The organism is Klebsiella aerogenes KCTC 2190, from assembly GCF_000215745.1.
Classification (GTDB): Bacteria; Pseudomonadota; Gammaproteobacteria; order Enterobacterales; family Enterobacteriaceae; genus Klebsiella; species Klebsiella aerogenes.
Genome location: NC_015663.1, coordinates 1,471,460 through 1,497,066 on the forward strand (window position 1 = coordinate 1,471,460; position 25,607 = coordinate 1,497,066).

Here is a 25,607-nt window from a genome sequence, read left to right on the forward strand (position 1 = left end):
GGCAACGATTGCGTCGCGGCATTGAGCATTACGAAAACGTTAAACTTGTTAAACTGGAAAGAGTATGACCCAACCACAAGCAGTATTTTTCGATTGTGACGGCACGCTGGTCGATAGCGAGGTGATTTGCTCACGCGCCTATGTTCACATGTTTCAGGAATTCGGTATTACGCTGGATTTAGCCGAAATTTTTAAGCGCTTCAAGGGCGTTAAGCTGTACGAGATTATCGACACCATCAACGCTGAATATGGCGTTAACCTGCAGAAAGAGACTCTGGAGCCGGTGTATCGCGCCGAAGTCGCCCGTCTGTTCGATAGCGAGCTGGAGATCATCCCCGGCGCCGCTGCGCTGCTGGACGCGGTGAAGATCCCCATGTGCGTGGTGTCGAATGGCCCGGTCAGTAAAATGCAGCATTCGCTCGGTAGAACGCAGATGCTGCACCACTTCCCAGACCGGCTGTTCAGCGGTTACGACATTCAGCGCTGGAAACCCGACCCGGCGCTGATGTTCCATGCGGCAGAGGCCATGCAGGTACAAGTCGAAAACTGTATTCTGGTCGATGATTCCAGCGCGGGAGCCCAATCAGGAATTGCCGCGGGTATGGAAGTCTTTTACTTCTGCGCCGACCCGCACAACCAACCGATCGATCATCCGAAAGTAACGACCTTTACCGATTTAGCTGAGCTGCCGGCATTGTGGAGAGCGCGTGGCTGGGATATTACTCGTTAAGACCCGACGTCGCTACGCTCGGTCGGGCTACGGTTGGTCACAACGGTAGCCCCGCTGGCCAGCGGCTTTTTAGTGCTGCAATTCCGCCACAGCCGCTTTATCCGCAATAATCACCAACGAAGGGTGCAACTTGAGTACAGAGGCCGGCACCAGTTCGCTGACCGGGCCTTCCACCACCTGCTTTAGCGCTTGCGCCTTTGCCGCGCCGCTGACAATCAGCAGCAGGTTTTTTGCCGCCATCACGCTTTTCGGCCCCATGGTGACATAGCTATCCGGCACCACATTGAAATCGCCCCCCATTTCGCCGTTCGCGACAATGCCAATCAGCTCCCCCTGAATCGGTACTTCGACCGTCTCATCATGAAAACGTGTAGTGTTCGGCAGGTTGCCGCAAAAATGGCCGTCGGCACCCAGCCCCAGCACGACCAGGTCAAGACCGCCGGCCTCTTCGAGGCGGCGATCGTGTTGAGCCGCGTTCTCCAGCGTCAATTTATGGATGTTCTCTTCTTTGATCTGCGCTGGAGTAAAAAACAGCTGGCGCAGGTTGGAAATCGTCACCCCTTCACGCTGCTGGCCGCGAAAAGGAATCTCATCAAAGTTGTAATAGTGAACCCGATCATAGAATGATTTCCCTTTGATGGCGGCCACCAAATGCTCATACATGCGCTTTGGCGTACTCCCCGCCGTCACCGCCAGATTCATCCGTCGCGGCACCGTGATATAGCCTAAAAGATGATGGCAGGCGACCAGGCTCATCTCTTCATAATCTTCCGTCACAATCAATTTCATCTCATCTTCCTTTACTGGTTGAGACAGGGGGCGCCATGCCCCCTGACGGTTATTTAAAGAGCTTTTGCACAAACTCGGCATAGGCCGGACGCCAGACGTCCATTTCATGATTCAGGCCGGGATAAGAGTGGTAATCAAATTTGATCTTCTGCTTTTCCAGTTCGCTTTTCAGGCCGACAATATCTTTGCCAGTGACGGCGTCTTTTTCGCCAACCACCAGCGTAAAGTTACGCAGTTGCTTATTGATGGCGTCAGGGTTATTCAACTGCGCCTCCACGCCAGCATCGGGAACCGTGGTTGTCGTAACCCCGCTAAAGGTGGCAAGCCACCCGAAGCTCTCAAGATGGTTCATCCCGGACACCAGCGCCTGATAACCGCCCTGCGACAGCCCCGCCAGCACCCGGCCGTCGGCATCTTTACGCACATTAAATCGGGAGTCGATCAGCGGAATGATGTCGTGCATCAATTCGTTGTCTGCGGCTTTCGCATTGAGTGGATAGAAGTTTTTACGCCGCTCCTGCGGCGGGAAGTTTTCCGCGATCGCTTGAGGAATATCGGTTTCGGTATCCGGCACCACCACCAGCATCGGCTTGATTTTGCCCTCAGCCAGCAGGTTATCCATCATTTGCGGGATGCGTCCCTGATCGATGGCCGACAGGCCGCTATCGCCAAAACCGTGGTAGAAATAGAGCACCGGCAACGGTTCGCCGCTGCCGTTATAGCCCGGCGGCGTCCAGACGTAGACGCGGCGTTCTGACTTAAGCGCCGTCGAATGGTAGGTGACGGTACGCAGATCGCCGTGCGGGACTGCCCGATCGTCAAGAATGCTGCCGGGCACCAGTATCAGGCTGGTATTCACCTGGCGCTGCGGCTTCTGATAACGGCTGCCGGTATCGACAGAACGAAAACCGTCCACGTCGAAGTAGTACTCATAAAGATTGGCGGCCAGGCGATCGCTCTTCCACGTCCATACGCCCTGGGTATCTTTGGTCATGTCATGAGAGACAAAGGTATCCGGCGTCGACCCCGTGACGACGGAAACGCGCCTGGCATCGGGGGCAAATAACCGGAAAGTCACACTGTTATCCGTATTCACCTGAGTAATATATTGGCTGACAGGAATGGCGGCATCAGGCATCGTCGGCAGCGGTGCGGCGTGCGCCGTAAATGTGGCGCCAGCCAGCGCCAGGGTGAAGTAGATTGCATGTCGTTTCATCTTGATTCCTTTTTACGTTTTTATGAGCAGGCGCTTGCGGCCTTACCACCAAATTTCGGCCTGCGCGCCGAGTGCGAACTGGTCGTTCTTGCCATCTTCAAAAACCGCGGTGGTATTGTTAGCGGCCTTATCCAGGTCGATATCTTCGGCTTTAATATAAGTCGCATAAAAACGGATTTCCGGGCGCGAGGTCAGCATACTGGTATTAACTTTGAAGGTATGGAATAAGGTGGTCTTATAACCGGATTCGTTATATTTCTTGCCCGTCACATCTTTGTTCTGCTGTTTGAAGTAGCCCAATTCAACGCCGGTCTGATTATATTTATTCCAGATATATGCCGGACGAATCACAGCGCGAATAGATTCAAAGTCTGAATGGGCGCCGGTTTCATAGCTATAGACGTCATTACCAAATGAGTAGACGATTGCATTCGCCATAATGACATCATCGCGCAAATAGGTTTCCCCCTGCGAGGTTAAGCGCACGGCGGTGCCGTTGGTATGATCGCCATAATAGCGCCCATTATTGGTGGTATACGGGCTCGAACCGGCATAGCGCGAGAAGCTGCTGGCGATGGAGTTATTCGCCAGTAATAATGAGAACTCGTTAAAGCCGCCGTTATCAAATTTCTGCGTTAACGAAGTTCCCACCATCCAGGTATCTTTCCATTGGTAGTAACCTTCATTCCCCTCTTTATATTTCTCTGATGAGCTTTGATTGGCGGCGACATAGCGCCCGCTCACCATCAGCGAGGCTTTATCCCACAGCGGAATATCTTTGTAACGCACATCCAGGGTATTGGTATTAATTTGCTGCTTATTAGTCAAAGAGCGGTCGTAATCATCAATATCTTCGCGCACCAGCGCGATATCAAATTTACCGGCGCCCACTTTCCAGTTTTCAAGCCCTACGCCAGCTGCCGCATCGGTTCTTTGTGTTTTCCAGTCCAGCATCTGGATCTCGATTTTCGGCGCACCGTGCTTACCGACCCAAAAATCCGCTTCCGGGGCAAACGGCAAAAAGCCTTTGGTGTTGACGTACATATCCGAGAACTGAAGGTAGTTTTCGCCGCCGGCGTTGTCGCCAAACCAGCCGGCAGAATATTGCTGACCCACGTTGCCATCGAGCATCACGATGGCGTCCACACGTTTGTCGCCTTCCTGAAAAACACGCTGTTTAAGCTGTAAATCAAACCAGCCGGAATACTCGTTACCCAAACGGCCAAGCGAGCCGATGGCCCACGATTTTGGCGAGCCGTGCGAGGCGGTTCCCCAGCCAGAACGGTAATAGCCGTTATAGCTAAAGCCAATTTCATCTTTCACGAATTTGCTAAAATCTTTCAGCGTCATGGCGCTATAGGCTGGCTCACCGCCCTGCGCCGGCTGTTCATTTTTGACCAGTACCGCGTCTGGCTTAACGGCCGCTTGGGTCGCCGTAGGCGCTTTCGCACTCTGGCTCTTCTGGCTATTTACCGGTTGCGACCAGGCGGCCCAAACCTGGTTTCTTTTTTTCTCCTGATCCTGATATTTCTTGAGTTCTTTTTGCGTGTCCTGAAGCGCTTTTTCCAGAAGCGCCAATCGTTGTTCAACCGTAAGCTGTCCGGCAATAAGATTTGTTGAATAAGAAAGCGGCGCCAGCAAAACCATCGCCGAAGCGATCATATTTCTTCTAATCATAATAATCCCTTATATAAGCATTGGCGTAAATGAAACACGTAACGAATAAATAGCGTTATGTTTTTAATAAACTGCATTAATACCATTCCACGTAACTGCAGCTTTTATTTTCATGCCGAATAAGTGGCAAAAAAAAACCTGAAGGAGACCATCTGCATTAACAGATAATCCTCTTCAGGTTTTGCCCGCTCATTGCGGTAGCAACCCTTATCAGCAAACCATTCAGCGTCTAAAACAAAAAAACCTGACATCGCCGTCTGGGGCAATATCAGGTTTTGCCTGCTGTCGCAGTAACAATCCATTTTAACCATCTGAGCTTCAGCGCTCAGTCAGTGAGAAGGATTGTTACGCGAGAAAATTTAAAACTCAAATAGCCAGAGTATTAATTGTGACGATAATCGCAGCAATATTTCAGAGATGCGCAAAATCATAGTCGATTCTGATAATTTCCTTTACCAGAATCGGCCACCATGATTTTTACTCTTTCGGATCTTTACCCGCGAGTAGTTTATCCAGTTCGTCGCCGCCTACGTGACGGAAATCCTGGCCTTTAACGAAGTAGAAAATATATTCGCAGATATTCTGGCAGCGATCGCCGATACGCTCGATGGAGCGCGCGCAGAACAGCGCGGTCAGAACGCTAGGAATAGTACGTGAATCTTCCATCATATAGGTCATCAGTTGACGCACGATGCCTTCATATTCCTGATCGACTTTCTTGTCTTCGCGATAGATACGTACCGCTTCATCAAGATCCATACGCGCAAAGGCATCCAGCACATCATGCAGCATCTGTACGGTATGGCGGCCTAGCGACTCCAGGCTCACCAGCAGCGGCTGGTGCTGCTGGGAAAACTTCTCCAGCGCGGTACGGCAGATTTTATCCGCCACGTCGCCAATACGTTCCAGCTCGGCGATAGTCTTGATGATCGCCATCACCAGGCGCAGGTCGCTGGCGGTCGGCTGACGTTTAGCGATGATACGCACACAGGCCTCGTCGATCGCCACTTCCATCATATTGACCTGCTTGTCGCCGTCGATTACGCGCTTCGCCAGATCGCTGTCCTGATTATGCATCGCGGTGATCGCATCAGAAAGCTGTTGCTCCACCAGCCCACCCATGGTCATCACCTGGGTGCGAATGTACTCCAGTTCTGCGTTGAACTGGCCGGAAATATGTTTATTAAGATTTAAGTTATCCATGATGTCTCCTGATTGCCCATCGGGTTAGCACCTGAAAGCAGAAGGGCAATCAACCGTAGCGGCCAGTAATATAATCTTCAGTTTGCTTCTTAGCGGGCTTGGTAAACAGATCGTCCGTGTTGCTGAATTCAATCAGCTCGCCAAGATACATAAATGCCGTATGGTCGGAACAACGCGCAGCCTGCTGCATGTTGTGGGTAACGATAACGACGGTGTAATCCTGCTTCAGCTCGGTGATAAGTTCCTCGATGCGCCCGGTGGAGATCGGGTCCAGCGCTGAGCAAGGTTCATCGAGCAGCAGCACTTCCGGGCGAATCGCGATACCGCGGGCGATACACAGACGCTGCTGCTGACCACCGGAGAGAGAATACCCGCTCTGGTGCAGTTTATCTTTGGTTTCATTCCATAATGCGGCTTTGGTCAACGCCCACTGTACGCGCTCGTCCATATCGGCACGCGACAGCTTCTCGAACAGACGCACGCCGAAGGCGATGTTGTCGTAGATAGACATCGGGAACGGCGTCGGCTTCTGGAATACCATCCCTACTTTCGCGCGCAGCAGCGCGATATCCTGGGTATTGGTGAGAATATTGTCGCCATCCAGCAGAATTTCGCCTTCCGCACGCTGCTCCGGGTACAGCTCAAACATCTTGTTGAACGTACGCAGCAGAGTGGATTTACCGCAGCCTGACGGGCCGATAAACGCCGTTACCTGGTTCTTAGCGATATCCAGGTTGATGTTCTTCAGGGCATGGAATTTGCCGTAGTAGAAGTTCAGGTCACGAACTGAAATTTTACCCGGATTCGCGTTCACCATACTCATCTCAATCTCTTCCTCATTCGGCGCCGCTTAGGCCGCGCCGCAAAAATTAACCGTGTTTCTTCTTCGCGAAGACAACGCGCGCCAGAATATTCAGCAGCAAGACGCACAGGGTGATAATCAATACCCCGGCCCATGCCAGTTGCTGCCATTCCGCGAACGGACTCATGGCAAATTTAAAAATGGTCACCGGCAGGTTGGCGATCGGCTGCATCATATCGGTGCTCCAGAACTGGTTGGAGAGCGCGGTGAACAGCAGCGGCGCCGTCTCCCCGGCGATACGGGCAATGGCCAGCAGGATACCGGTCATAATGCCGGATACCGACGCCTTAAGGGTGATCGCGGAAATCATCTTCCACTTCGGCGTCCCCAGCGCATAGGCTGCTTCACGCAGGCTATCCGGCACCAGCTTCAGCATGTTTTCAGTGGTACGAATCACGATTGGCACCTGCAGCAGCGCCAGCGCGATAACGCCCGCCCAGCCGGAGAAGTGCTGCATCTGCGCCACCACGATGGTGTAGACGAACAGCCCCACGACGATAGATGGCGCGGAAAGCAGAATATCGTTAATAAAGCGGATGATTTCCGCCAGTACCGACTTTCTGCCGTACTCCGCCAGATAGATACCGGCCATGATGCCAAGCGGCGTACCAAAAACGGTCGCCCACAGGATCAGCAGGCCGCTGCCCGCCAGGGCGTTCGCCAGACCGCCGCCCGCGGTATTCGGCGGCGGCGTCATTTCGGTAAACAGCGCCAGACTCATGCCGTCGATGCCACGCGTAATGGTCGACATCAGGATCCAGATAAGCCAGAAGAGGCCGAATGCCATGGTCGCCATCGACAGGGTCAGGGCGATGCGGTTCTTCAGGCGGCGCTTAGCCTGCATCTTGCGACGGGATTCCGCCAGCGCGGCGGTGGTTTGCAATTCGATCGTTGCCATTAGCGTGCCCCCTCGTTCTTAGCGAGACGCATAATCATGAACTTCGACGCGGCCAGAACGATAAAGGTGATAACGAACAGGATCAGACCCAGTTCCATCAGCGCCGCTACGTGCAGGCCGCTTTCCGCTTCCGCGAATTCATTGGCCAGCGCCGAGGTAATACTGTTGCCCGGCATATACAGTGAAGCGCTGTCGAGCTGATAGGTGTTACCGATAATAAAGGTGACGGCCATGGTTTCACCCAGCGCGCGGCCCAGGCCGAGCATGACGCCGCCAATCACCCCGTTTTTGGTGAACGGCAGCACGATGCGCCAAATTACCTCCCACGTGGTGCAGCCGATCCCATATGCGGACTCTTTCATCATCACCGGCGTCTGCTCGAAGACGTCACGCATTACGGCGGCGATATAAGGAATGATCATGATGGCCAGAATGACGCCGGCCGCAAGGATGCCGATACCGAACGCCGGGCCGGCAAACAGCGCGCCGACAAACGGGATCGTCGAAAGGACGTTGCCGACTGGTTCCTGGAAGTAAGTCGCAAACAGCGGAGCAAAAATAAACAGGCCCCACATGCCGTATACGATACTCGGGATTGCCGCCAGCAGCTCAATAGCGATACCCAGCGGGCGTTTTAGCCAGGCCGGGGAGAGTTCAGTCAGGAACAGCGCGATGCCGAAGCTCACCGGAACGGCGATCAACAACGCGATAATTGAGGTAACCAGAGTCCCGTAAATCGGTACCAGCGCACCGAAGATTTCATTCGGCGCATCCCACTCTTTGGTCCACAAAAAGGAAAAGCCAAATTTCTGAATACTTGGCCATGAAGAGATGATGAGGGAAACGATGATGCCACCCAGCATCAATAGCACAATCAGCGCAGCCAGTTTCACCAGCGCGCTGAAGATCATGTCACCCTTTTTCCCCGGAGGGTTGAATGCCGGCTTGGTTGCAGCCATAGGTTACTCTTTAAGTTCGGGCCCAAAAAGCCAGCATTTTACTGAGCTTACGGGCAAAGGTAATGCTATACCCGAAATAATTCGAGCTGCTGGAAGCTAGCCGGCAGCTCGACATTCCGCGGGTATTAGTACAGCGCTTTACCGCTGCTGTCTTTCACGTTGGTTTTCCATGCGGCGCGAACCTGCTCAACCACGCTGTCCGGCAGGCTGGCGTAATCCAGCGCATTCGCTTCTTTGCCGCCGTTTTTGTATGCCCAGTCGAAGAACTTCAGCACTTCCGCGGTATTCTCCGGCTTATTGGAGGCCTTGTGGACGAGGATGAAAGTGGTTGAGGTGATCGGCCATGCATTTTCACCTTTCTGGTTAGTCAGGTCCTGAGCGAAGGACTTGCTCCAGTCGATACCTTTCGCCGCATTAGCGAAGTTATCTTCCGTCGGGCTGACCGGCTTGCCGTCAGCGGACAGCAGTTTGGTGTAGGCCAGGTTATTCTGCTTAGCGTAAGCATACTCGACGTAGCCGATAGCGCCCGGCAGACGCTGAACGAAGGCTGCGATACCGTCGTTGCCTTTACCGCCCAGGCCGGTTGGCCAGTTTACGGTAGAGCCTGCGCCAATTTTAGATTTCCACTCTTCGTTCACTTTCGCCAGATAGCTGGTGAAGACGAAGGAAGTACCGGAACCATCCGCGCGGCGAACCACGGCGATGTTCTGAGCCGGCAGTTTCAAGCCAGGGTTGAGTTTAGCGATCGCTTCGTCATCCCATTTTTTGATTTTGCCCAGATAGATGTCGCCGAGGGTTTTACCATCGAGCACCAGCTCGCCGGATTTAACGCCCGGCAGGTTAACCGCCAGCACCACGCCGCCGATAACGGTCGGGAACTGGAACAGGCCTTCCTGCGCCAGTTTGTCATCAGCCAGAGGAGCATCAGAAGCACCGAAATCCACGGTGTTGGCAATAATCTGTTTAACGCCGCCAGAGGAACCGATACCCTGGTAGTTAACTTTATTGCCCGTTTCTTTCTGATAGGTATCAGCCCATTTGGCATACACCGGAGCAGGGAAAGTTGCACCTGCGCCAGTCAGGCTTGCTGCTGCGAAAGCAGAGAAAGCGCTCATCGATAAGGTCGCGGCGACAACTGTTGCGACGGTGGTACGCATAACGTTCATAATGTCTCCTGCTGGGATTCGTAAACCGTTGTTTCGAAGCTATGGTGAGCAAAATAGGACAAACAGGTGACAGTAAAATGTACGAATTATGACAGTTTTATGACATGCCAGGGCAAAGTAAGAAAACCTAAAATAAAATTAATTATATCAATTGATTACACTTTTATCTTTTGGTCATATGACAGGAAGTTTTTGCTTTTATTACATCATTATGGATAGCGTAAAATCATCTGGCAACGTTGAGATGTTGGGCAACCATAGCAAGCCTGATCGTACGGCGATAAAGCGTAAACAGTGTAAAAGCCGTTCCATTCATCAATCTACGGCCTAACCAGAGTACGGCTATCTCACACATAAAAAGAATGACCTTATTGGCAGCAATAGCTTCATCTGCGATGACGGCAAGCGCCAGGACTAGACAAAAAACAAACAAATTGGCGAGATATAGGTACATAAAAATACGTAATCCAACAGCATGACCTCGACCTACTAACCCTGCAGCTAAGCTGGTTATAACAATAACCCCTAATAGCAGCGGAAAGTAGAAAGCCAGAAAACGGGGCGGAGTAAGTTGGAGACTCTGCAATATAAAAGCCGCATTAACTGAAAAAATAATAATTAATATCAAATAAATACAAGCAGGAACTAGCGGAGAAGGTGATAAGCGTTGCCCATGAGACAAACTCATCATATCTGTTGTTGTATGCTGCGCGATCTCATCTCTATCTCTTCGCTTGATAAGTTGATCGATTTCCACACCATGCTTGAGAAGCGCTAAGAAATTATTACCACATAAGTTTTTCATTTTAGAAGCGCCACTGAGTAAATTTCATTGGTTTTTATAAGCAATGGCGGTAACGCTATCCGCAAACACACAATCAACCGTTGATAGCTGATAAAAAAATCCGGTATCCCTTGCAGAAATACCGGATTATAGCGTCACTCACAAGAGTGTCGGTCCGTACAGCCTGATTACTCTACGGTCACCGATTTCGCCAGGTTACGCGGCTGGTCAACGTCGGTGCCTTTGATCAGCGCAACGTGATAAGCCAGCAGCTGCAGCGGCACGGTGTAGAAGATCGGCGCAATCACCTCTTCGACATGTGGCATCTCGATGATGTGCATGTTGTCGCTGCCGCTGAAACCGGCGTCTCCATCGGCGAAGACGTACAGTTCACCGCCGCGGGCGCGAACTTCTTCAATATTGGATTTCAGTTTTTCCAACAGTTCGTTGTTCGGCGCCACAACGATGACCGGCATTTCGGCATCAATCAGCGCCAGCGGGCCGTGTTTCAGCTCGCCCGCCGCATAAGCTTCAGCATGAATGTAGGAGATCTCTTTCAGCTTCAGCGCCCCTTCCAGCGCGATCGGGTACTGATCGCCGCGGCCAAGGAACAGCGCGTGATGCTTATCGGAGAAACGTTCCGCCAGCTGTTCGATGCGCTTATCCTGCGACAGCATCTGCTCGATACGGTTCGGCAGCGCCTGCAGGCCATGCACGATATCCTGCTCGATAGCCGCATCCTGGCCCTTGAGACGCGCCAGTTTCGCCACCAGCATCAACAGCACGGTCAGCTGAGTGGTAAAGGCTTTGGTCGATGCCACGCCGATTTCGGTACCGGCTTTGGTCATCAACGCCAGGTCAGACTCGCGCACCAGCGAAGAGCCCGGAACGTTGCAGATGGCCAACGAACCCAGATAGCCAAGCTCTTTAGAGAGGCGCAGCGCCGCCAGGGTATCCGCCGTCTCACCGGACTGGGAGAGGGTGATCATCAGGCTGTTGCGGCGCACCGCGGATTTGCGGTAGCGGAATTCCGAAGCAATCTCGACATCGCACGGCACGCCGGCTAACGCTTCGAACCAGTAACGGGAGACCATCCCGGAGTTATACGAGGTTCCGCAGGCAACAATCTGGATATGCTCAACCTGCGACAGCAGCGCGTTGGCATTCGGCCCCAGCTCGCTGAGATCGACCTCGCCATGGCTGATGCGCCCGGTCAGGGTGTTCTTAATCGCGTTCGGCTGCTCATAAATCTCTTTCTGCATATAGTGGCGATAAATCCCCTTATCACCGGCGTCATACTGCAGATTAGATTCGATCTCCTGGCGATTCACTTCCGCGCCGGATTTATCGAAAATCACCACCGTACGACGGGTAACTTCGGCAATATCACCCTCTTCGAGGAAGATAAAGCGGCGGGTCACCGGTAGCAGCGCCAGCTGGTCAGAAGCGATAAAGTTTTCGCCCATGCCCAGGCCAATGACCAGCGGGCTGCCTGAGCGTGCCGCCAGCAGCGTCCCCGGATCGCGGGTATCCATGATCACCGTACCATAGGCGCCGCGCAGCTGCGGGATTGCACGCAGTACGGCTTCACGCAAGGTACCGCCCTGTTCCAGCTCCCAGTGCACCAGATGCGCGATAACTTCGGTATCGGTCTCAGAGACGAAGACATAGCCGCGAGACTGCAGCAGGGCGCGCAGCGGCTCATGGTTCTCGATGATCCCGTTATGGACCACCGCAATATGTTCAGAAACATGCGGATGCGCATTGCTCTCAGACGGCTCGCCGTGCGTCGCCCAGCGGGTATGGGCAATCCCGGTACCGCCGTGTAACGGTTGCTCTTCTACCGCCTGAGCCAGCATCTGAACTTTACCGAGACGACGAACGCGGGTCATATGACCTTCGTTATCGACCACAGCCAGACCGGCAGAGTCATAGCCACGGTATTCCAGACGACGTAAACCTTCGAGAAGGATTTCAGCAATATCACGCTGCGCGACTGCGCCAACAATTCCACACATAGTTAAATTTCCTGATAATGGCGATATGCCATGCGTTGTCGCTGACCTGTATTTGCCCTTTACGGGCGCCCCGAGCCTTGTAGAGAGTGGGGTTATTTTTATAGTACTGCCTGCGGACGGGGACCTATATTGATCCTCTCATCCTGGTTCGCCGGGCGATCTCTCACCCGGCGACAATCTAATCACTACTTTTTCTTCACCGGTCGCTGCCAGCCCTGTTTGTGGACCTGCGGCACGCGACTTAGCACCAGTTCGTTGTCAGCTATATTACGCGTGACGGTGGTGCCCGCGGCAATCGTCACGCCATTACCGACGCTGACCGGCGCGACCAGTTGCGTATCAGAACCGACAAACACATCATCGCCGATGATCGTTTTATGCTTATTTGCGCCATCATAGTTACAGGTGATAGTACCCGCGCCGATATTAACGTTGTCGCCAATTTCAGCATCGCCGAGGTAGGAGAGATGACCTGCCTTCGAACCTTTGCCCAGACGCGCTTTCTTCATTTCGACAAAGTTGCCGACGTGAGCGCCTTCCAGCAGCTCAGCCCCCGGACGCAAACGCGCAAACGGGCCGATGGTGCAGGCGGCCTGCAGCTGCGCATCTTCAACCACGCTATACGGGCTGATTTCGCAGTCATCACCGATGACGCTGTCTTTGATGACGCAGCCGGCGCCGATCTTCACGCGATCGCCCAGCACGACATGACCTTGCAGAATAACGTTAGTATCAATTTCGACATCGCGCCCGTGTTTCAGCACGCCGCGCAGATCGAAACGCGCCGGATCGCGCAGCATCACGCCCGCCAACAGCAGTTTTTCCGCCTGCTCTGACTGATACACTCTTTCCAGACGCGCAAGTTGCAGGCGATTGTTCACCCCTTCAACTTCGCTCAGGCGCTGAGGATGCACCGCAACGATCTCATGACCTTCCTGATGGGCCATCGCGATAATATCGGTGATGTAGTATTCGCCCTGGGCGTTATTGTTGGTGAGCTTCGCCAGCCAGCGTTTCAGGTCCGCGCCGTTAGCAACCAGAATCCCGGTATTGATTTCCTGAATCTGGCGCTGAGCTTCGCTGGCGTCTTTATGCTCAACGATACCTGTCACCTGGCCATTTTCACGCGTGATACGCCCATAACCGGTTGGATCATCCAGCTTCACCGTCAACAGGCCAATACCGCCCTGCGGTTTTGCGGCGCGCAGGCGCTGTAGGGTTTCAACCGAAATCAGCGGCACATCGCCATAGAGCATCAAGATATCTTCATCATCATTGAAGAACGGCGCCGCCTGCTGCATCGCATGGCCGGTACCGAGCTGCTCTGCTTGCAGCACCCAGTTGAGGTTATCTTCATGCAACGTTTGACGCAGCAGATCGCCGCCGTGGCCGTACACCAGGTGTACCGCGGCAGCGCCTAAATCTTTAGCCGCATCAATGACGTGTTGCACCATTGGCTTCCCGGCCAGAGTATGCAGCACCTTAGGAAGATCGGAATACATGCGGGTCCCTTTGCCTGCGGCAAGGATAACCACGCTCATCGCACTGTTTGACATACGCATCCTGACAGCTGTTAGAACGAAAAGTAAAAGCCTTTCACGTTGAAATTGCTACATATTTTTCATCATGAAACGAGACGCGGAGAAAACGTCCAGGCTCAATGCTATACACCATTTTAGGGCGCTATTTTTAACCATCGTAAAACAGTTTAACGCTGAAAAACGATGATAGTGAGGGGAATGACCTTCTATCTCACTGCTTTTGCTGTTTTTTTACCACTTGAATAAAGCAGTGTTTACCGTTATCGCTGATAAACCGTAAGTTTATAACCTGACAGAATTTTAGCCTGTCCCGGGCGGGAAAGGTCAATGAGTTTGGGCTGGAAAGTGGTTAAAGAGAGGCATAAAAAGCAAAGAGGCCACCCTCGGGTGACCTCTTTTCCGTTGTTTCACATCGCATGTGTTGTCGTTTTGATGAGCGATAGTGCGTGAAAGCAGGACGGTAGCGCGGCGATCAGAAGCTCAGGGCGCTAAATTTGGCGATGATTTTGTGGAACAGTTTCATGATGATTTCCAGATTGCAGGTGCGGTTTGATAGTGTTTTTTTTTGTGATTTGCATCACAAAAATCAGTCTACGCTTCATCATTTAACTAATCAATAACAATTAAGGGGGAGTGTGTTTTGTCCGACGTCACCGCTGTCGTATTAAGCATAAAAAAAGCCAGTCTGTTTCCAGACTGGCTTTTAGCTTTCAAGCCGGTGTTACATCGCTTTTTTGGTCAATTCGATAACGCGCAGTTTAGCGATCGCTTTGGCCAGTTCCGCGGACGCCTGAGCGTAATCCACGTCGCCGTGAGAGCTCTTGATGTGCTCTTCCGCTTTACGTTTCGCTTCCAGGGCTCGCGCTTCGTCGAGATCCTGACCACGAATTGCCGTATCGGCCAGAACGATCACGTTGCCCGGTTGCACTTCAAGAATGCCGCCGGACAGATAGATAAACTCTTCGTGACCGAACTGTTTAACGATGCGAATCATACCAGGCTTAATGGCGGTGAGCAGCGGCGCGTGACCCGGGAAAATACCCAGCTCACCTTCGCTACCCGTTACCTGGATTTTCTCGACCAGGCCAGAGAACATCTGTTTCTCTGCGCTGACGACATCCAGGTGGTAAGTCATTGCCATATCACCCTCCGATTAAGGCGTTAAAGTTTTTTGGCTTTTTCCACGGCTTCTTCGATGGAACCGACCATGTAGAACGCCTGCTCCGGCAGGTGATCGTATTCGCCTTCCATGATGCCTTTAAAGCCACGGATGGTGTCTTTCAGCGAAACGTATTTGCCCGGGGAACCGGTAAATACTTCTGCTACGAAGAACGGCTGGGACAGGAAGCGCTGGATCTTACGAGCGCGAGCTACCACCAGTTTATCTTCTTCAGACAGTTCATCCATACCCAGGATGGCGATGATGTCTTTCAGTTCCTGATAACGCTGCAGCAGGGACTGTACGCCACGCGCGGTGTCGTAGTGTTCCTGACCAACAACCAGCGGATCCAGCTGACGGCTGGTGGAATCCAGCGGGTCAACGGCCGGGTAGATACCCAGAGACGCGATCTGACGGCTCAGTACCACGGTTGCGTCAAGGTGCGCAAAGGTGGTTGCTGGGGACGGGTCAGTCAAGTCATCCGCAGGTACGTATACCGCCTGAACGGAGGTGATAGAACCGGTTTTGGTGGAGGTGATACGTTCCTGCAGAACGCCCATCTCTTCCGCCAGAGTCGGCTGATAACCTACCGCTGAAGGCATACGGCCCAGCAGTGCAGATACTTCAGTACCGGCCAGGGTGTAACGATAGATGTTATCGACGAACAGCAGAACGTCACGACCTTCGTCACGGAATTTCTCAGCCATGGTCAGGCCGGTCAGCGCAACGCGCAGACGGTTTCCCGGCGGCTCGTTCATCTGGCCGTAAACCAGGGATACTTTATCCAGAACGTTGGAGTCGGTCATTTCGTGATAGAAGTCGTTACCCTCACGAGTACGCTCACCAACGCCCGCAAACACGGAGTAACCGGAGTGCTCGATCGCGATGTTACGGATCAGCTCCATCATGTTTACGGTTTTACCTACACCCGCACCACCGAACAGACCAACTTTACCGCCCTTAGCGAACGGACACATCAAGTCGATAACTTTGATGCCGGTTTCCAGCAGTTCCTGAGAGCTGGACAGCTCTTCATAGGAAGGCGCCGCGCGGTGGATAGCCCAACGTTCTTCTTCGCCGATGTCGCCTTTCATGTCGATCGGCTGACCCAGGACGTTCATGATACGGCCCAGAGTCGCTTTACCTACCGGGACTTCGATCGGGTGCTCAAGGTCTTTAACTTCCAGACCACGACGCAGACCGTCGGAAGAACCCATGGCGATAGCACGGACTACGCCACCGCCGAGCTGCTGCTGAACTTCCAGCACCAGGCTCTCATTACCATTCTGTACCTCAAGGGCATCGTACACGCGTGGTACGGCATCCTGAGGGAACTCGACGTCGACCACGGCGCCGATTACCTGGACAATCTTTCCAGTAGCCATCTTAAATCCTCTACGAAATAACCTGGTTAAACCGCGGCGGCCCCCGAGACGATCTCGGTGAGTTCCTGAGTAATGCTGGCCTGACGAGCTTTGTTGTATACCAACTGCAGCTCTTTAATCAGGCTGCCGCCATTATCGGTCGCGGCTTTCATCGCCACCATACGGGCGGCCTGCTCGCTGGCCAGGTTTTCTACCACGCCCTGATAAACCTGAGACTCCACATAACGACGCAGGAGGGTATCCAGCAGCGCTTTCGGATCGGGCTCATACAGGTAATCCCAGGACTTACGTTTCAGATCATCATCTTCTGAAGCCGGTAACGGCAGCAGCTGAGTGATGGTCGGAGCCTGAGACATGGTGTTAATAAATTTGTTGCTGACAACGTAAAGCTTGTCCAGACGGCCTTCATCGTAGGCCTGCAACATCACTTTTACCGGGCCGATCAGTTCGGACAGGGACGGGTTATCACCCATACCGGTCACCTGGGCCACAATATTGCCGCCCACGGAGTTAAAGAAAGACACGCCTTTAGAGCCGATCATTGCGAGGTCGCACTGAACGCCTTTATCGGACCATGCTTTCATATCCGCCAGCAGTTTTTTGAACAGGTTAATGTTCAAGCCACCGCACAGACCACGGTCGGTCGACACCACCAGGTAGCCCACGCGTTTAACGTCGCGTTCTTCCAGGTATGGGTGCTTATATTCCAGATTACCGTTCGCAAGGTGACCAATCACTTTGCGCATAGTATCTGCATATGGACGGCTGGCCGCCATGCGATCCTGCGTTTTACGCATTTTGGAGGCGGCGACCATCTCCATCGCTTTGGTGATCTTTTGCGTGTTCTGGACGCTTGCGATCTTACTACGTATCTCTTTTGCGCCGGCCATGAGCTTCTCCTCAATGCCTTGCGGCCTGCCCTAAGGCAAGCCGCCAGACTTTACCAGGACTGGGTTGCTTTGAAGGAGTCGAGGATGCCTTTCAGCTTGCCTTCGATCTCGTCGTTATAGCCACCGGTCTGGTTAATCTCTTGCATCAGCGGAGCGTGGTCACGGTCAACGTAAGCCAGCAGAGCGGCTTCGAAGCTACCGATTTTCGCCAGTTCCACATCTTCGAGGTAACCGCGTTCAGCAGCGAACAGTACCAGGCCCTGCTGTGCTACAGACATAGGGGCATACTGTTTCTGTTTCAGCAGTTCGGTCACTTTCTGACCGTGGCTCAGCTGCTTACGAGTCGCTTCGTCCAGATCGGATGCGAACTGAGAGAACGCAGCCAGTTCACGATACTGCGCCAGCGCGGTACGGATACCACCGGACAGTTTCTTGATGATCTTGGTCTGAGCAGCACCACCAACACGGGATACGGAGATACCCGGGTTAACCGCCGGACGAATACCGGAGTTGAACAGGTTGGTTTCCAGGAAGATCTGACCATCGGTAATGGAAATTACGTTGGTCGGAACGAATGCGGAAACGTCACCCGCTTGCGTCTCGATAATCGGCAGCGCAGTCAGGGAGCCGGTTTTACCTTTAACTTCACCATTGGTGAACTTCTCAACGTATTCCGCGTTAACGCGGGATGCGCGCTCCAGCAGACGGGAGTGGAGGTAGAACACGTCGCCCGGGAATGCTTCACGTCCTGGCGGACGACGGAGCAGCAGGGAAACCTGACGGTAAGCAACAGCCTGTTTAGACAGGTCATCGTAAACGATCAGCGCATCTTCACCGCGGTCGCGGAAGTATTCGCCCATTGCGCAACCGGCATACGGCGCCAGGTATTGCAGCGCAGCAGATTCAGAAGCGGTCGCCACAACAACGATAGTGTTGGACAGCGCGCCGTGCTCTTCCAGTTTACGCACCACGTTAGAGATGGTGGACGCTTTCTGGCCGATAGCTACGTATACGCATTTGATGCCGGAATCACGCTGGTTGATGATCGCATCGATTGCCATCGCGGTTTTACCGGTCTGACGGTCACCGATGATCAGCTCACGCTGGCCACGGCCGATTGGAATCATGGCATCAACAGATTTGTAACCGGTCTGTACCGGCTGGTCTACGGATTGACGATCGATAACGCCCGGAGCGATAACTTCGATTGGCGAGAAACCATCGTGCTCAACAGGACCTTTACCGTCAATTGGCGCACCCAGGGTGTTCACTACGCGGCCTAACAGACCACGACCGACCGGAACTTCCAGAATACGGCCAGTACACTTAACCTTCATGCCTTCGGCGAGGTCAGCATACGGACCCATCACAACCGCACCAACGGAGTCGCGCTCCAGGTTCAGTGCGATAGCGTAACGGTTACCCGGCAGGGAGATCATTTCACCCTGCATACAATCGGCCAGGCCGTGGATGCGGATAACACCGTCACTTACAGAAACAATAGTACCTTCGTTGTGAGCTTCACTCACAACATTGAACTGAGCAATGCGCTGCTTGATCAGTTCGCTGATTTCGGTGGAATTCAGTTGCATGCTCCAGTCCCCTTAAGACTGCAAGACGTCTGCCAGGCGATCAAGACGGCCGCGTACGCTACCATCAATGACCATATCACCCGAACGGATGATAACTCCTGCCATAACAGACTTATCGATTTTGCAATTCAGCTTAACTTTGCGTGACAGACGCTTTTCCATCGCGCCGGAGATCTTCGCAAGCTGTTCTTCACTCAGTTGGTTGGCAGAAATAACATCTACCTCTGCGATGGCCTCGCTGGCCGCACGCAGGTGAATGAACTGCTCAAGAACATCCGGGAGCACCTTCAGACGACCATTTTCAGCCATCACCCGAATCAGGTTCTGACCATTTTCGTCGAGTTGCTCGCCGCAGATAGCGATAAACGCATCTGAGAGCGTTTCCGGCGCCAGGGCACCGGAGAGAAGCTCTGCCATTTGTTCGTTTTTAGTCACTTCAGCGGCAAACGCCAGCATATCCTGCCAGCGTTCAACACTTTTGTGTTCGACGGCAAAGTCAAAAGCTGCTTTGGCGTAGGGGCGAGCTACCGTTACAAATTCAGACATCAGCCCCTCCCTCCTTACAGTTCAGCGACAAGTTTATCCACGATGTCGCTGTTAGCAGCTTCATCCACGGAACGTTCGATGATCTTCTCGGCGCCAGCAACAGCCAGGATAGCAACCTGCTTACGCAGTTCTTCGCGAGCACGTTTACGTTCGGCATCGATTTCAGCCTGCGCCTGTGCGACGATTTTGGTGCGTTCCTGTTCTGCTTCAGCTTTAGCTTCGTCCAGAATCTGAGAGCGACGCTTGTTCGCTTGCTCGATGATTACCTGGGCTTCCGCTTTCGCTTTTTTCAGCTGGTCGGTCGCGTTGGCCTGTGCAAGGTCCAAATCTTTCTTAGCGCGTTCTGCAGAAGCTAAACCGTCAGAAATTTCTTTCTGGCGCTTTTCGATGGCAGCCATTAACGGCGGCCATACGTACTTCATGCAGAACCATACGAAGATAACAAACGCGATGGCCTGGCCGAGGATTGTTGCGTTCATGTTCACAGCACAATACCTCTTAAATTAACTCTGTGGCTTAGGTTTCTTTCGAACAACTTACTACGCGACAGCAAACATCACGTACAGACCCAGACCTACAGCGATCATCGGGATAGCATCCACCAGACCCATAACGATAAAGAACTGAGTACGCAGCAGAGGAATCAGATCCGGTTGACGCGCTGCGCCTTCCAGGAATTTACCCCCGAGGATGCCGATACCGATCGCAGCACCGATTGCCGCCAGACCCATCATCACAGCGGCAGCCATGTACAGCAGATCCATATTCAGGTTTTCCATGACAGTCTCCAGTTTGTTTCAGTTAAAACGTAGTAGTGTTGGTAAAAATCAATGCTCTTCGGATGCCATCGACAGATAGACAATCGTCAGAACCATGAAGATGAAGGCTTGCAGCGTAATAATCAGGATGTGGAAAATGGCCCAAGGCACATTCAGAATCCACTGTGACCACCACGGCAACAGACCAGCAATCAGAATGAAAATCAGCTCACCGGCATACATGTTGCCGAACAGTCGCAGACCGAGAGAAACCGGTTTGGACAGCAGGCTTACCCCTTCAAGGATTAAGTTGACAGGAATGAACGCCCAGTGATTGAACGGCTGCATGGTCAGTTCTTTAACGAACCCACCAACGCCTTTCATTTTGATGCTGTAGAAAATAATCAGGATGAACACGCCAAGCGCCATTGACAGGGTGATGTTCACGTCAGCAGACGGAACCACGCGCAGTGCAGGCAGGCCGAAAATGTGTTCGCCGATATAAGGAATCAGGTCGATTGGCAGCAGGTCCATCAGGTTCATCAGGAATACCCAGACGAACACGGTAAGCGCCAGCGGCGCGATGACCTTGCTCTTGCCATGGTACATGTCTTTAACGCTGCCATGGACGAAGCCGATGATCATTTCGATGAAGGTTTGGAATTTCCCTGGTACGCCGCTGGTCGCTCTCTTAGCAACGCTACGGAACATGGCAAGGAACAGCAGACCGAGAACCACCGAGAAAAACATGGAGTCAATATTGAGCGTCCAGAAGGTGGCTGGGGGGTTGTGCGGATCCACCAGCGAGAATGTACGTAGGTCCAACTGAAGGTTATTCAGATGGTGTCCTATGTAATCCTGCGGCGTCATATTTTCTGAAGCCATGATGCCTTTTACCCTTTGTTGTTAATTACAGCTGGAGCCAGAATTTGTACCACCAGCACCAAAACCCACGTCACTATCAGCGGCAAAAATACCACTTCAAAAACCGCCAGCGCCATCGCCAGTAGGGCGAAGGTCAGCAACACCTTGAATGCTTCACCGAAGGCGAAGGTCCAGGCCACTCGGCCTTGTGCTGGTGTATGCGCCTGATGGCGCCAGGCAAAAATCATAAACAACGCGTTTGGCAAAACAACTGCCAAACCTCCGCATATGGCGGAGATGCCCCAGAAGGGGTCTTTGAGGCTGAACAGCAGTCCACTTGCTATTACTGCCAGTAACTGAATAAACAGAAGCTTTCGAGCAACGTTTCGACTCACGAGCGACATAGACATCACGTTTTTACTCCTGCTCCCTTCGAGGTATGCCGCGTGTCGTATAAAACGTTCTTTAAGACCAAGAGTCAAGCGTCAAAAAGCGGACAAATTATACGGTGACAACACGTGATTTCAAACATTAAGTAGCAAAATAGTGAATAAATGTTTAATTATTTTCTGAGCGGCAATTTTTCATGCATTTCGTCAATCAGTGAGGGATCAACCAGAAGTGCAAATAATGAGAAAACGCGGCCATTAAAGCGTGCATCAGATCACATAATAAACATTTTCGGCGCAATCGAATTAAATCTGTACAGAATCAGTAAGTTTTCATCTTTTTGATATTCAAGATAAAAAGTGAGGTCTTTTTGTAAAACAACCCCACATACAATAAAAACCTTTTATTGACATTTATAATAAAAATTTAACATCAATATGAACTGACAGTTCATCGATTTTTAGCACCCTGATATTTTCAAAGTTGACTATTCTGCCAGTAAACCACCACGCTAAAGTTAAACACTAGAAAAGCCATAGTAAAAACAAGGTTAAAAGTGGCCAGATAATACCCGCAGGTAACTTTGATTTTTGTAACATGCGCAGGCCACATTTTTTCCACATTTTTTGATAAAAATTATAAGGCGTTTGGCTTAATGACCACCAAATGTCTCTCCCCTTCCAACTGGGGTACATGCAGTTTAATCACATCGCAAACCTGGTAACCTTCTGGCAGGTCTGCCATTTCACTTTCCTGCGCCTGCCCTTTCAACGCGTAGAAATGCCCATCTGCCGCCGGCAGGTGGTGGCACCAGCTCACCATGTCGTTCAGCGAGGCAAAAGCGCGGCTAATGACGCCATCAAACGGCGGCTCGGCGGGAAACGCTTCCACACGGCTCTGCACGGGGGTGATGTTATCCAGTTTTAGCTCATGCTGGACCTGGCGCAGGAAGCGCACACGCTTGCCAAGGCTATCCAGTAATGTGAAATGAGATTCCGGGCGCACGATAGCCAGCGGAATACCCGGCAGGCCCGGGCCGGTTCCCACATCGATAAAGCGGGAGCCCTGTAGATATGGCGCAACGATAATGCTATCGAGGATATGGCGAACCAGCATCTCGTTAGGATCGCGAACAGAGGTCAGGTTATAGGCTTTGTTCCACTTATCCAGCAGCCCGACATACGCCACCAGCTGGTTTTTCTGGTGATCGGTGAGCGAAATACCCGCTTCATCCAGCAGACGAGAAAGTTTGTTGAGCACGGTGAGTACCTTCTAAAAATAATGAGCCCGGAGGCGCTAACGCTTACCGGGCTGTGAATTATAAAGGCGAACGCTGATTTTGCATCCGCCAAATTAACGCGCTCTGACGATTATCAGGCGCTGCGGCGCAGCATCCCCTGCTTTTTCAGCCACACCAGCAAAATAGAAATTGCCGCCGGGGTAATCCCGGAAATACGCGATGCCTGGCCGATCGATGACGGTTTATGGTCGTTCAGCTTGGCAATAACCTCGTTGGACAGGCCGGATACCTGACGGTAATCGAGCGTTGCCGGCAGCAAAGTATTCTCGTTGCGCTGCTGTTTTTCGATCTCGTCCTGCTGGCGAGCGATATAACCTTCGTACTTAACCTGAATCTCAACCTGCTCTGCCGCCTGTTGATCCTGCAGGCCCGGCGCGAACGGAGAAAGCTGAACCAGCTGTTCGTAGGTCATTTCCGGACGACGCAGCAGATCTTCGCCGCTGGCTTCGCGCGACAGCGGCGCAGTCAGGTGAGCGTTCACTTCGGCTGCGCTTTCCGCCAGCGGGTTAACCCAGCTGGTTTTCAGGCGTTGGCGTTCACGCTCAATGCTTTCCAGTTTCTCGTTGAAACGCGCCCAGCGCTCATCGTCCACCAGCCCCAGCTCACGCCCCTGTTCGGTCAGGCGCAGATCGGCGTTGTCTTCACGCAGCATCAAGCGATATTCCGCACGGGAGGTAAACATGCGGTACGGTTCTTTGGTGCCAAGTGTGCACAGATCGTCCACCAGCACGCCAAGGTAGGCCTGATCGCGACGCGGCGCCCAACCCTCTTTTTCCGCTGAGAAGCGGGCGGCATTAAGACCGGCAAGCAAACCCTGTGCGGCGGCTTCTTCATAACCGGTAGTGCCGTTAATCTGGCCGGCGAAGAACAGACCCTGAATGTATTTGCTCTCCAGCGTCGGCTTCAGGTCACGCGGGTCAAAGAAATCGTACTCAATGGCATAGCCAGGGCGAACGATCTTCGCGTTTTCCATCCCCTGCATTGAACGGACGATTTGCATTTGCACATCAAACGGCAGGCTGGTGGAGATACCGTTTGGATAAATTTCGTTTGAAGTCAGCCCTTCCGGTTCAAGGAAGATCTGATGCTGGTTGCGATCGGCAAAGCGCATGACCTTGTCTTCGATCGACGGGCAGTAACGTGGGCCGATACCTTCAATCACCCCGGCGTACATGGGGCTGCGATCGAGGTTGCTGCGGATCACATCATGGGTTTTCTCGTTGGTGTGCGTGATATAGCACGGTACCTGGCGCGGATGTTGATCCGCGGAACCCATAAACGAGAAGACCGGCATCGGGTTATCGCCGTGCTGTTGCGCCAGCACGCTAAAATCGATGGTGCGTGCGTCAATACGCGGCGGAGTACCGGTTTTCAGGCGGCTTACGCGCAGCGGCAGTTCACGCAGACGGCGAGACAGCGGGATCGACGGCGGATCGCCAGCGCGACCGCCGCTGTAGTTGTCCAGCCCAATGTGGATTTTGCCATCCAGGAAGGTGCCGACGGTTAGTACCACCGACTTAGCGCGGAACTTGAGGCCCATTTGGGTCACCGCGCCGACGACACGATCGTTTTCGACAATCAGATCTTCTACCGCCTGCTGGAAGATCATCAGGTTCGGCTGGTTCTCCAGCGCGGTGCGTACCGCCTGGCGATACAGCACGCGGTCGGCCTGGGCGCGGGTCGCACGAACAGCTGGGCCTTTGCTACCGTTTAGTATCCTAAACTGAATACCTGCCTGATCGATCGCTTTCGCCATCAGACCACCGAGCGCGTCCACTTCTTTTACCAGGTGTCCCTTCCCAATGCCGCCAATCGCCGGGTTGCAGCTCATCTGCCCCAGCGTGTCGATATTGTGTGTCAAAAGCAGGGTTTGTTGGCCCATTCGCGCTGCTGCCATCGCGGCCTCAGTGCCTGCATGACCCCCGCCAATGATGATGACGTCAAAAGGATCCTGATAAAACATGGTGATCTGCCTCGCATAACGCGGTTTGAAAATGGATTGAAGCCCGGGCCGTGGATTCTACTCAACTTTGCTCTTTCGAGAAAGGGGCCGGGATCCTGAGTATTAAAAAGAAGATCTTTTATTTAGAGATCTGTTCTATTGTGATCTCTTATTAGGATCGACTCTCTTTGTGGATAAGTCGGATCCACTGTTTAAGATCAAACGCTTAAGAAGGATCGCAATCTGTGAATGATCGGTGATCCTGTTCCGTATAAGCTGGGATCAGAATGAAGGGTTATGCACAGCTCAAAAAGCGTACTCCGGTTATTCTTTGGATAACTACCGGTTGATCCAAGCTTTTGAGCAGGGTTATCCACAGAAGAAGCTGCGGATCTTTACAAAACTCAGAGTAAATCTTTCCAGGATCCCACCCAAACCTCGGCCGGATCTTCAGGAATCTCGTGTTCGAGGACATTAATTTTCAGCGTTTCACCGATCTGTTTTGCCCCGTTGGCCTTTAATGCTGCTTCGAGTTTGTCGATTGCGCCGCAAAAAGTGTCATATTCGCGGCTACCGATACCCACCGCGCCAAAGCGAACGGCAGAAAGATCGACCTGCTTCTCCAGCAACGCTTCATAAAAGGGGACCAGGTTGTCCGGAATATCGCCGGCGCCATGGGTAGAAGAGATAACTAACCAGATCCCTTCAGCCTGCAGATCGTCAACCAGCGGACCGTGCTGGATATCAGTGCTGTAGCCCGCTTCTTCCAGCTTTTCCGCCAGATGTTCTGCTACATATTCCGCACTGCCCAGGGTGCTGCCGCTGATAAGTGTAATGTCTGCCATGATCGCCGATCGCTCGCTCAACTATTCTGAGTGGCGTATTGTACGCTGTGAGCGAGCTGGGATCTACCTGTGGAAAAATGTGGGATTAAAAAA

The 25,607-nt window shown here is 52.7% G+C and carries 25 protein-coding genes; 1 reads left to right on the plus strand and 24 read right to left on the minus strand.

Going from position 1 to position 25,607, the window contains the following annotated elements:
* Window positions 1-64: 64 nt before the first annotated feature.
* A complete protein-coding gene (gene yieH / locus EAE_RS07175; RefSeq protein WP_015703909.1) occupies window positions 65-730 on the plus strand; it encodes a 6-phosphogluconate phosphatase in 666 nt (221 codons plus the stop codon).
* A 69-nt stretch (window positions 731-799) separates the two neighbouring features.
* Here the strand turns inward: yieH and EAE_RS07180 are convergent, their stop codons facing one another.
* From EAE_RS07180 to mioC, 24 genes are all read right to left on the minus strand, one after another.
* Window positions 800-1,519 (minus strand): glucosamine-6-phosphate deaminase, encoded by a 720-nt coding sequence (locus EAE_RS07180; protein WP_015703910.1) that lies wholly within the window; start codon window positions 1,517-1,519, stop codon window positions 800-802.
* A 49-nt stretch (window positions 1,520-1,568) separates the two neighbouring features.
* On the minus strand, window positions 1,569-2,735 hold the full coding sequence (locus EAE_RS07185) for an alpha/beta hydrolase-fold protein (protein ID WP_015703911.1): 1,167 nt from the start codon (window positions 2,733-2,735) through the stop codon (window positions 1,569-1,571).
* 42 nt (window positions 2,736-2,777) lie between these two features.
* Window positions 2,778-4,412, minus strand: a complete 1,635-nt coding sequence (locus EAE_RS07190) for a carbohydrate porin (protein ID WP_015703912.1) — start codon at window positions 4,410-4,412, stop codon at window positions 2,778-2,780.
* Between the two features lie 110 nt (window positions 4,413-4,522).
* Complete coding sequence (locus EAE_RS07195) at window positions 4,523-4,723, minus strand: hypothetical protein (protein ID WP_015703913.1); 201 nt, start codon at window positions 4,721-4,723, stop codon at window positions 4,523-4,525.
* A gap of 166 nt (window positions 4,724-4,889) precedes the next feature.
* Complete coding sequence (gene phoU / locus EAE_RS07200) at window positions 4,890-5,615, minus strand: phosphate signaling complex protein PhoU (RefSeq protein ID WP_004145007.1); 726 nt, start codon at window positions 5,613-5,615, stop codon at window positions 4,890-4,892.
* Window positions 5,616-5,664: 49 nt separating this feature from the next.
* Window positions 5,665-6,438 carry a phosphate ABC transporter ATP-binding protein PstB gene (gene pstB, locus EAE_RS07205; protein WP_015369015.1) on the minus strand — a complete coding sequence of 258 codons (774 nt, stop codon included), beginning with the start codon at window positions 6,436-6,438 and terminating at the stop codon, window positions 5,665-5,667.
* A 46-nt stretch (window positions 6,439-6,484) separates the two neighbouring features.
* The gene (gene pstA / locus EAE_RS07210) at window positions 6,485-7,375 is read right to left on the minus strand and encodes a phosphate ABC transporter permease PstA (RefSeq protein ID WP_015369014.1); all 891 of its coding nucleotides are present in this window, start codon (window positions 7,373-7,375) and stop codon (window positions 6,485-6,487) included.
* Window positions 7,375-8,334 carry a phosphate ABC transporter permease PstC gene (gene pstC, locus EAE_RS07215; RefSeq protein WP_015703914.1) on the minus strand — a complete coding sequence of 320 codons (960 nt, stop codon included), beginning with the start codon at window positions 8,332-8,334 and terminating at the stop codon, window positions 7,375-7,377. Before pstC ends, pstA begins: the two co-directional genes overlap by 1 nt.
* A gap of 125 nt (window positions 8,335-8,459) precedes the next feature.
* Entirely contained in the window at window positions 8,460-9,500 is a 1,041-nt protein-coding gene (gene pstS, locus EAE_RS07220) for a phosphate ABC transporter substrate-binding protein PstS (protein WP_015369012.1), read from the minus strand.
* 226 nt (window positions 9,501-9,726) lie between these two features.
* Window positions 9,727-10,305, minus strand: a complete 579-nt coding sequence (locus EAE_RS07225; protein ID WP_015703915.1) for a hypothetical protein — start codon at window positions 10,303-10,305, stop codon at window positions 9,727-9,729.
* Between the two features lie 167 nt (window positions 10,306-10,472).
* The gene (gene glmS / locus EAE_RS07230) at window positions 10,473-12,302 is read right to left on the minus strand and encodes a glutamine--fructose-6-phosphate transaminase (isomerizing) (RefSeq protein ID WP_015703916.1); all 1,830 of its coding nucleotides are present in this window, start codon (window positions 12,300-12,302) and stop codon (window positions 10,473-10,475) included.
* Between the two features lie 185 nt (window positions 12,303-12,487).
* The gene (gene glmU / locus EAE_RS07235; RefSeq protein WP_015369010.1) at window positions 12,488-13,858 is read right to left on the minus strand and encodes a bifunctional UDP-N-acetylglucosamine diphosphorylase/glucosamine-1-phosphate N-acetyltransferase GlmU; all 1,371 of its coding nucleotides are present in this window, start codon (window positions 13,856-13,858) and stop codon (window positions 12,488-12,490) included.
* Between the two features lie 706 nt (window positions 13,859-14,564).
* Window positions 14,565-14,984: a F0F1 ATP synthase subunit epsilon gene (locus EAE_RS07240; protein ID WP_015703917.1), complete on the minus strand. Its 420-nt coding sequence runs from the start codon at window positions 14,982-14,984 to the stop codon at window positions 14,565-14,567.
* A gap of 20 nt (window positions 14,985-15,004) precedes the next feature.
* On the minus strand, window positions 15,005-16,387 hold the full coding sequence (atpD, locus tag EAE_RS07245) for a F0F1 ATP synthase subunit beta (protein ID WP_015369008.1): 1,383 nt from the start codon (window positions 16,385-16,387) through the stop codon (window positions 15,005-15,007).
* Window positions 16,388-16,413: 26 nt separating this feature from the next.
* Window positions 16,414-17,277: a F0F1 ATP synthase subunit gamma gene (atpG, locus tag EAE_RS07250; protein WP_015369007.1), complete on the minus strand. Its 864-nt coding sequence runs from the start codon at window positions 17,275-17,277 to the stop codon at window positions 16,414-16,416.
* A gap of 50 nt (window positions 17,278-17,327) precedes the next feature.
* Entirely contained in the window at window positions 17,328-18,869 is a 1,542-nt protein-coding gene (gene atpA / locus EAE_RS07255) for a F0F1 ATP synthase subunit alpha (protein WP_015369006.1), read from the minus strand.
* Between the two features lie 12 nt (window positions 18,870-18,881).
* Complete coding sequence (atpH, locus tag EAE_RS07260; protein ID WP_015369005.1) at window positions 18,882-19,415, minus strand: F0F1 ATP synthase subunit delta; 534 nt, start codon at window positions 19,413-19,415, stop codon at window positions 18,882-18,884.
* A 14-nt stretch (window positions 19,416-19,429) separates the two neighbouring features.
* Window positions 19,430-19,900 carry a F0F1 ATP synthase subunit B gene (gene atpF, locus EAE_RS07265; RefSeq protein WP_004107293.1) on the minus strand — a complete coding sequence of 157 codons (471 nt, stop codon included), beginning with the start codon at window positions 19,898-19,900 and terminating at the stop codon, window positions 19,430-19,432.
* A gap of 54 nt (window positions 19,901-19,954) precedes the next feature.
* Complete coding sequence (atpE, locus tag EAE_RS07270; protein ID WP_000429386.1) at window positions 19,955-20,194, minus strand: F0F1 ATP synthase subunit C; 240 nt, start codon at window positions 20,192-20,194, stop codon at window positions 19,955-19,957.
* Between the two features lie 48 nt (window positions 20,195-20,242).
* Entirely contained in the window at window positions 20,243-21,058 is an 816-nt protein-coding gene (gene atpB, locus EAE_RS07275; protein WP_015369004.1) for a F0F1 ATP synthase subunit A, read from the minus strand.
* Window positions 21,059-21,066: 8 nt separating this feature from the next.
* Window positions 21,067-21,447: a F0F1 ATP synthase subunit I gene (gene atpI, locus EAE_RS07280; RefSeq protein ID WP_015703918.1), complete on the minus strand. Its 381-nt coding sequence runs from the start codon at window positions 21,445-21,447 to the stop codon at window positions 21,067-21,069.
* 616 nt (window positions 21,448-22,063) lie between these two features.
* Window positions 22,064-22,687 carry a 16S rRNA (guanine(527)-N(7))-methyltransferase RsmG gene (gene rsmG, locus EAE_RS07285; RefSeq protein WP_015369001.1) on the minus strand — a complete coding sequence of 208 codons (624 nt, stop codon included), beginning with the start codon at window positions 22,685-22,687 and terminating at the stop codon, window positions 22,064-22,066.
* Between the two features lie 113 nt (window positions 22,688-22,800).
* Complete coding sequence (gene mnmG / locus EAE_RS07290; RefSeq protein WP_015369000.1) at window positions 22,801-24,690, minus strand: tRNA uridine-5-carboxymethylaminomethyl(34) synthesis enzyme MnmG; 1,890 nt, start codon at window positions 24,688-24,690, stop codon at window positions 22,801-22,803.
* Window positions 24,691-25,073: 383 nt separating this feature from the next.
* Window positions 25,074-25,514: an FMN-binding protein MioC gene (gene mioC, locus EAE_RS07295; protein ID WP_015703919.1), complete on the minus strand. Its 441-nt coding sequence runs from the start codon at window positions 25,512-25,514 to the stop codon at window positions 25,074-25,076.
* Window positions 25,515-25,607 lie beyond the last annotated feature (93 nt).

Bases quoted from the DNA above. Each gene is read 5' to 3' on its own strand.
- yieH (WP_015703909.1), top strand. From the start codon at position 65: ATGACCCAACCACAAGCAGTATTTTTCGATTGTGACGGCACGCTGGTC.
- EAE_RS07180 (WP_015703910.1), bottom strand. From the start codon at position 1,519: ATGAAATTGATTGTGACGGAAGATTATGAAGAGATGAGCCTGGTCGCC.
- EAE_RS07185 (WP_015703911.1), bottom strand. From the start codon at position 2,735: ATGAAACGACATGCAATCTACTTCACCCTGGCGCTGGCTGGCGCCACA.
- EAE_RS07190 (WP_015703912.1), bottom strand. From the start codon at position 4,412: ATGATTAGAAGAAATATGATCGCTTCGGCGATGGTTTTGCTGGCGCCG.
- EAE_RS07195 (WP_015703913.1), bottom strand. From the start codon at position 4,723: ATGGTTAAAATGGATTGTTACTGCGACAGCAGGCAAAACCTGATATTG.
- phoU (WP_004145007.1), bottom strand. From the start codon at position 5,615: ATGGATAACTTAAATCTTAATAAACATATTTCCGGCCAGTTCAACGCA.
- pstB (WP_015369015.1), bottom strand. From the start codon at position 6,438: ATGAGTATGGTGAACGCGAATCCGGGTAAAATTTCAGTTCGTGACCTG.
- pstA (WP_015369014.1), bottom strand. From the start codon at position 7,375: ATGGCAACGATCGAATTGCAAACCACCGCCGCGCTGGCGGAATCCCGT.
- pstC (WP_015703914.1), bottom strand. From the start codon at position 8,334: ATGGCTGCAACCAAGCCGGCATTCAACCCTCCGGGGAAAAAGGGTGAC.
- pstS (WP_015369012.1), bottom strand. From the start codon at position 9,500: ATGAACGTTATGCGTACCACCGTCGCAACAGTTGTCGCCGCGACCTTA.
- EAE_RS07225 (WP_015703915.1), bottom strand. From the start codon at position 10,305: ATGAAAAACTTATGTGGTAATAATTTCTTAGCGCTTCTCAAGCATGGT.
- glmS (WP_015703916.1), bottom strand. From the start codon at position 12,302: ATGTGTGGAATTGTTGGCGCAGTCGCGCAGCGTGATATTGCTGAAATC.
- glmU (WP_015369010.1), bottom strand. From the start codon at position 13,858: ATGTCAAACAGTGCGATGAGCGTGGTTATCCTTGCCGCAGGCAAAGGG.
- EAE_RS07240 (WP_015703917.1), bottom strand. From the start codon at position 14,984: ATGGCAATGACTTACCACCTGGATGTCGTCAGCGCAGAGAAACAGATG.
- atpD (WP_015369008.1), bottom strand. From the start codon at position 16,387: ATGGCTACTGGAAAGATTGTCCAGGTAATCGGCGCCGTGGTCGACGTC.
- atpG (WP_015369007.1), bottom strand. From the start codon at position 17,277: ATGGCCGGCGCAAAAGAGATACGTAGTAAGATCGCAAGCGTCCAGAAC.
- atpA (WP_015369006.1), bottom strand. From the start codon at position 18,869: ATGCAACTGAATTCCACCGAAATCAGCGAACTGATCAAGCAGCGCATT.
- atpH (WP_015369005.1), bottom strand. From the start codon at position 19,415: ATGTCTGAATTTGTAACGGTAGCTCGCCCCTACGCCAAAGCAGCTTTT.
- atpE (WP_000429386.1), bottom strand. From the start codon at position 20,194: ATGGAAAACCTGAATATGGATCTGCTGTACATGGCTGCCGCTGTGATG.
- atpB (WP_015369004.1), bottom strand. From the start codon at position 21,058: ATGGCTTCAGAAAATATGACGCCGCAGGATTACATAGGACACCATCTG.
- atpI (WP_015703918.1), bottom strand. From the start codon at position 21,447: ATGTCTATGTCGCTCGTGAGTCGAAACGTTGCTCGAAAGCTTCTGTTT.
- mnmG (WP_015369000.1), bottom strand. From the start codon at position 24,690: ATGTTTTATCAGGATCCTTTTGACGTCATCATCATTGGCGGGGGTCAT.
- mioC (WP_015703919.1), bottom strand. From the start codon at position 25,514: ATGGCAGACATTACACTTATCAGCGGCAGCACCCTGGGCAGTGCGGAA.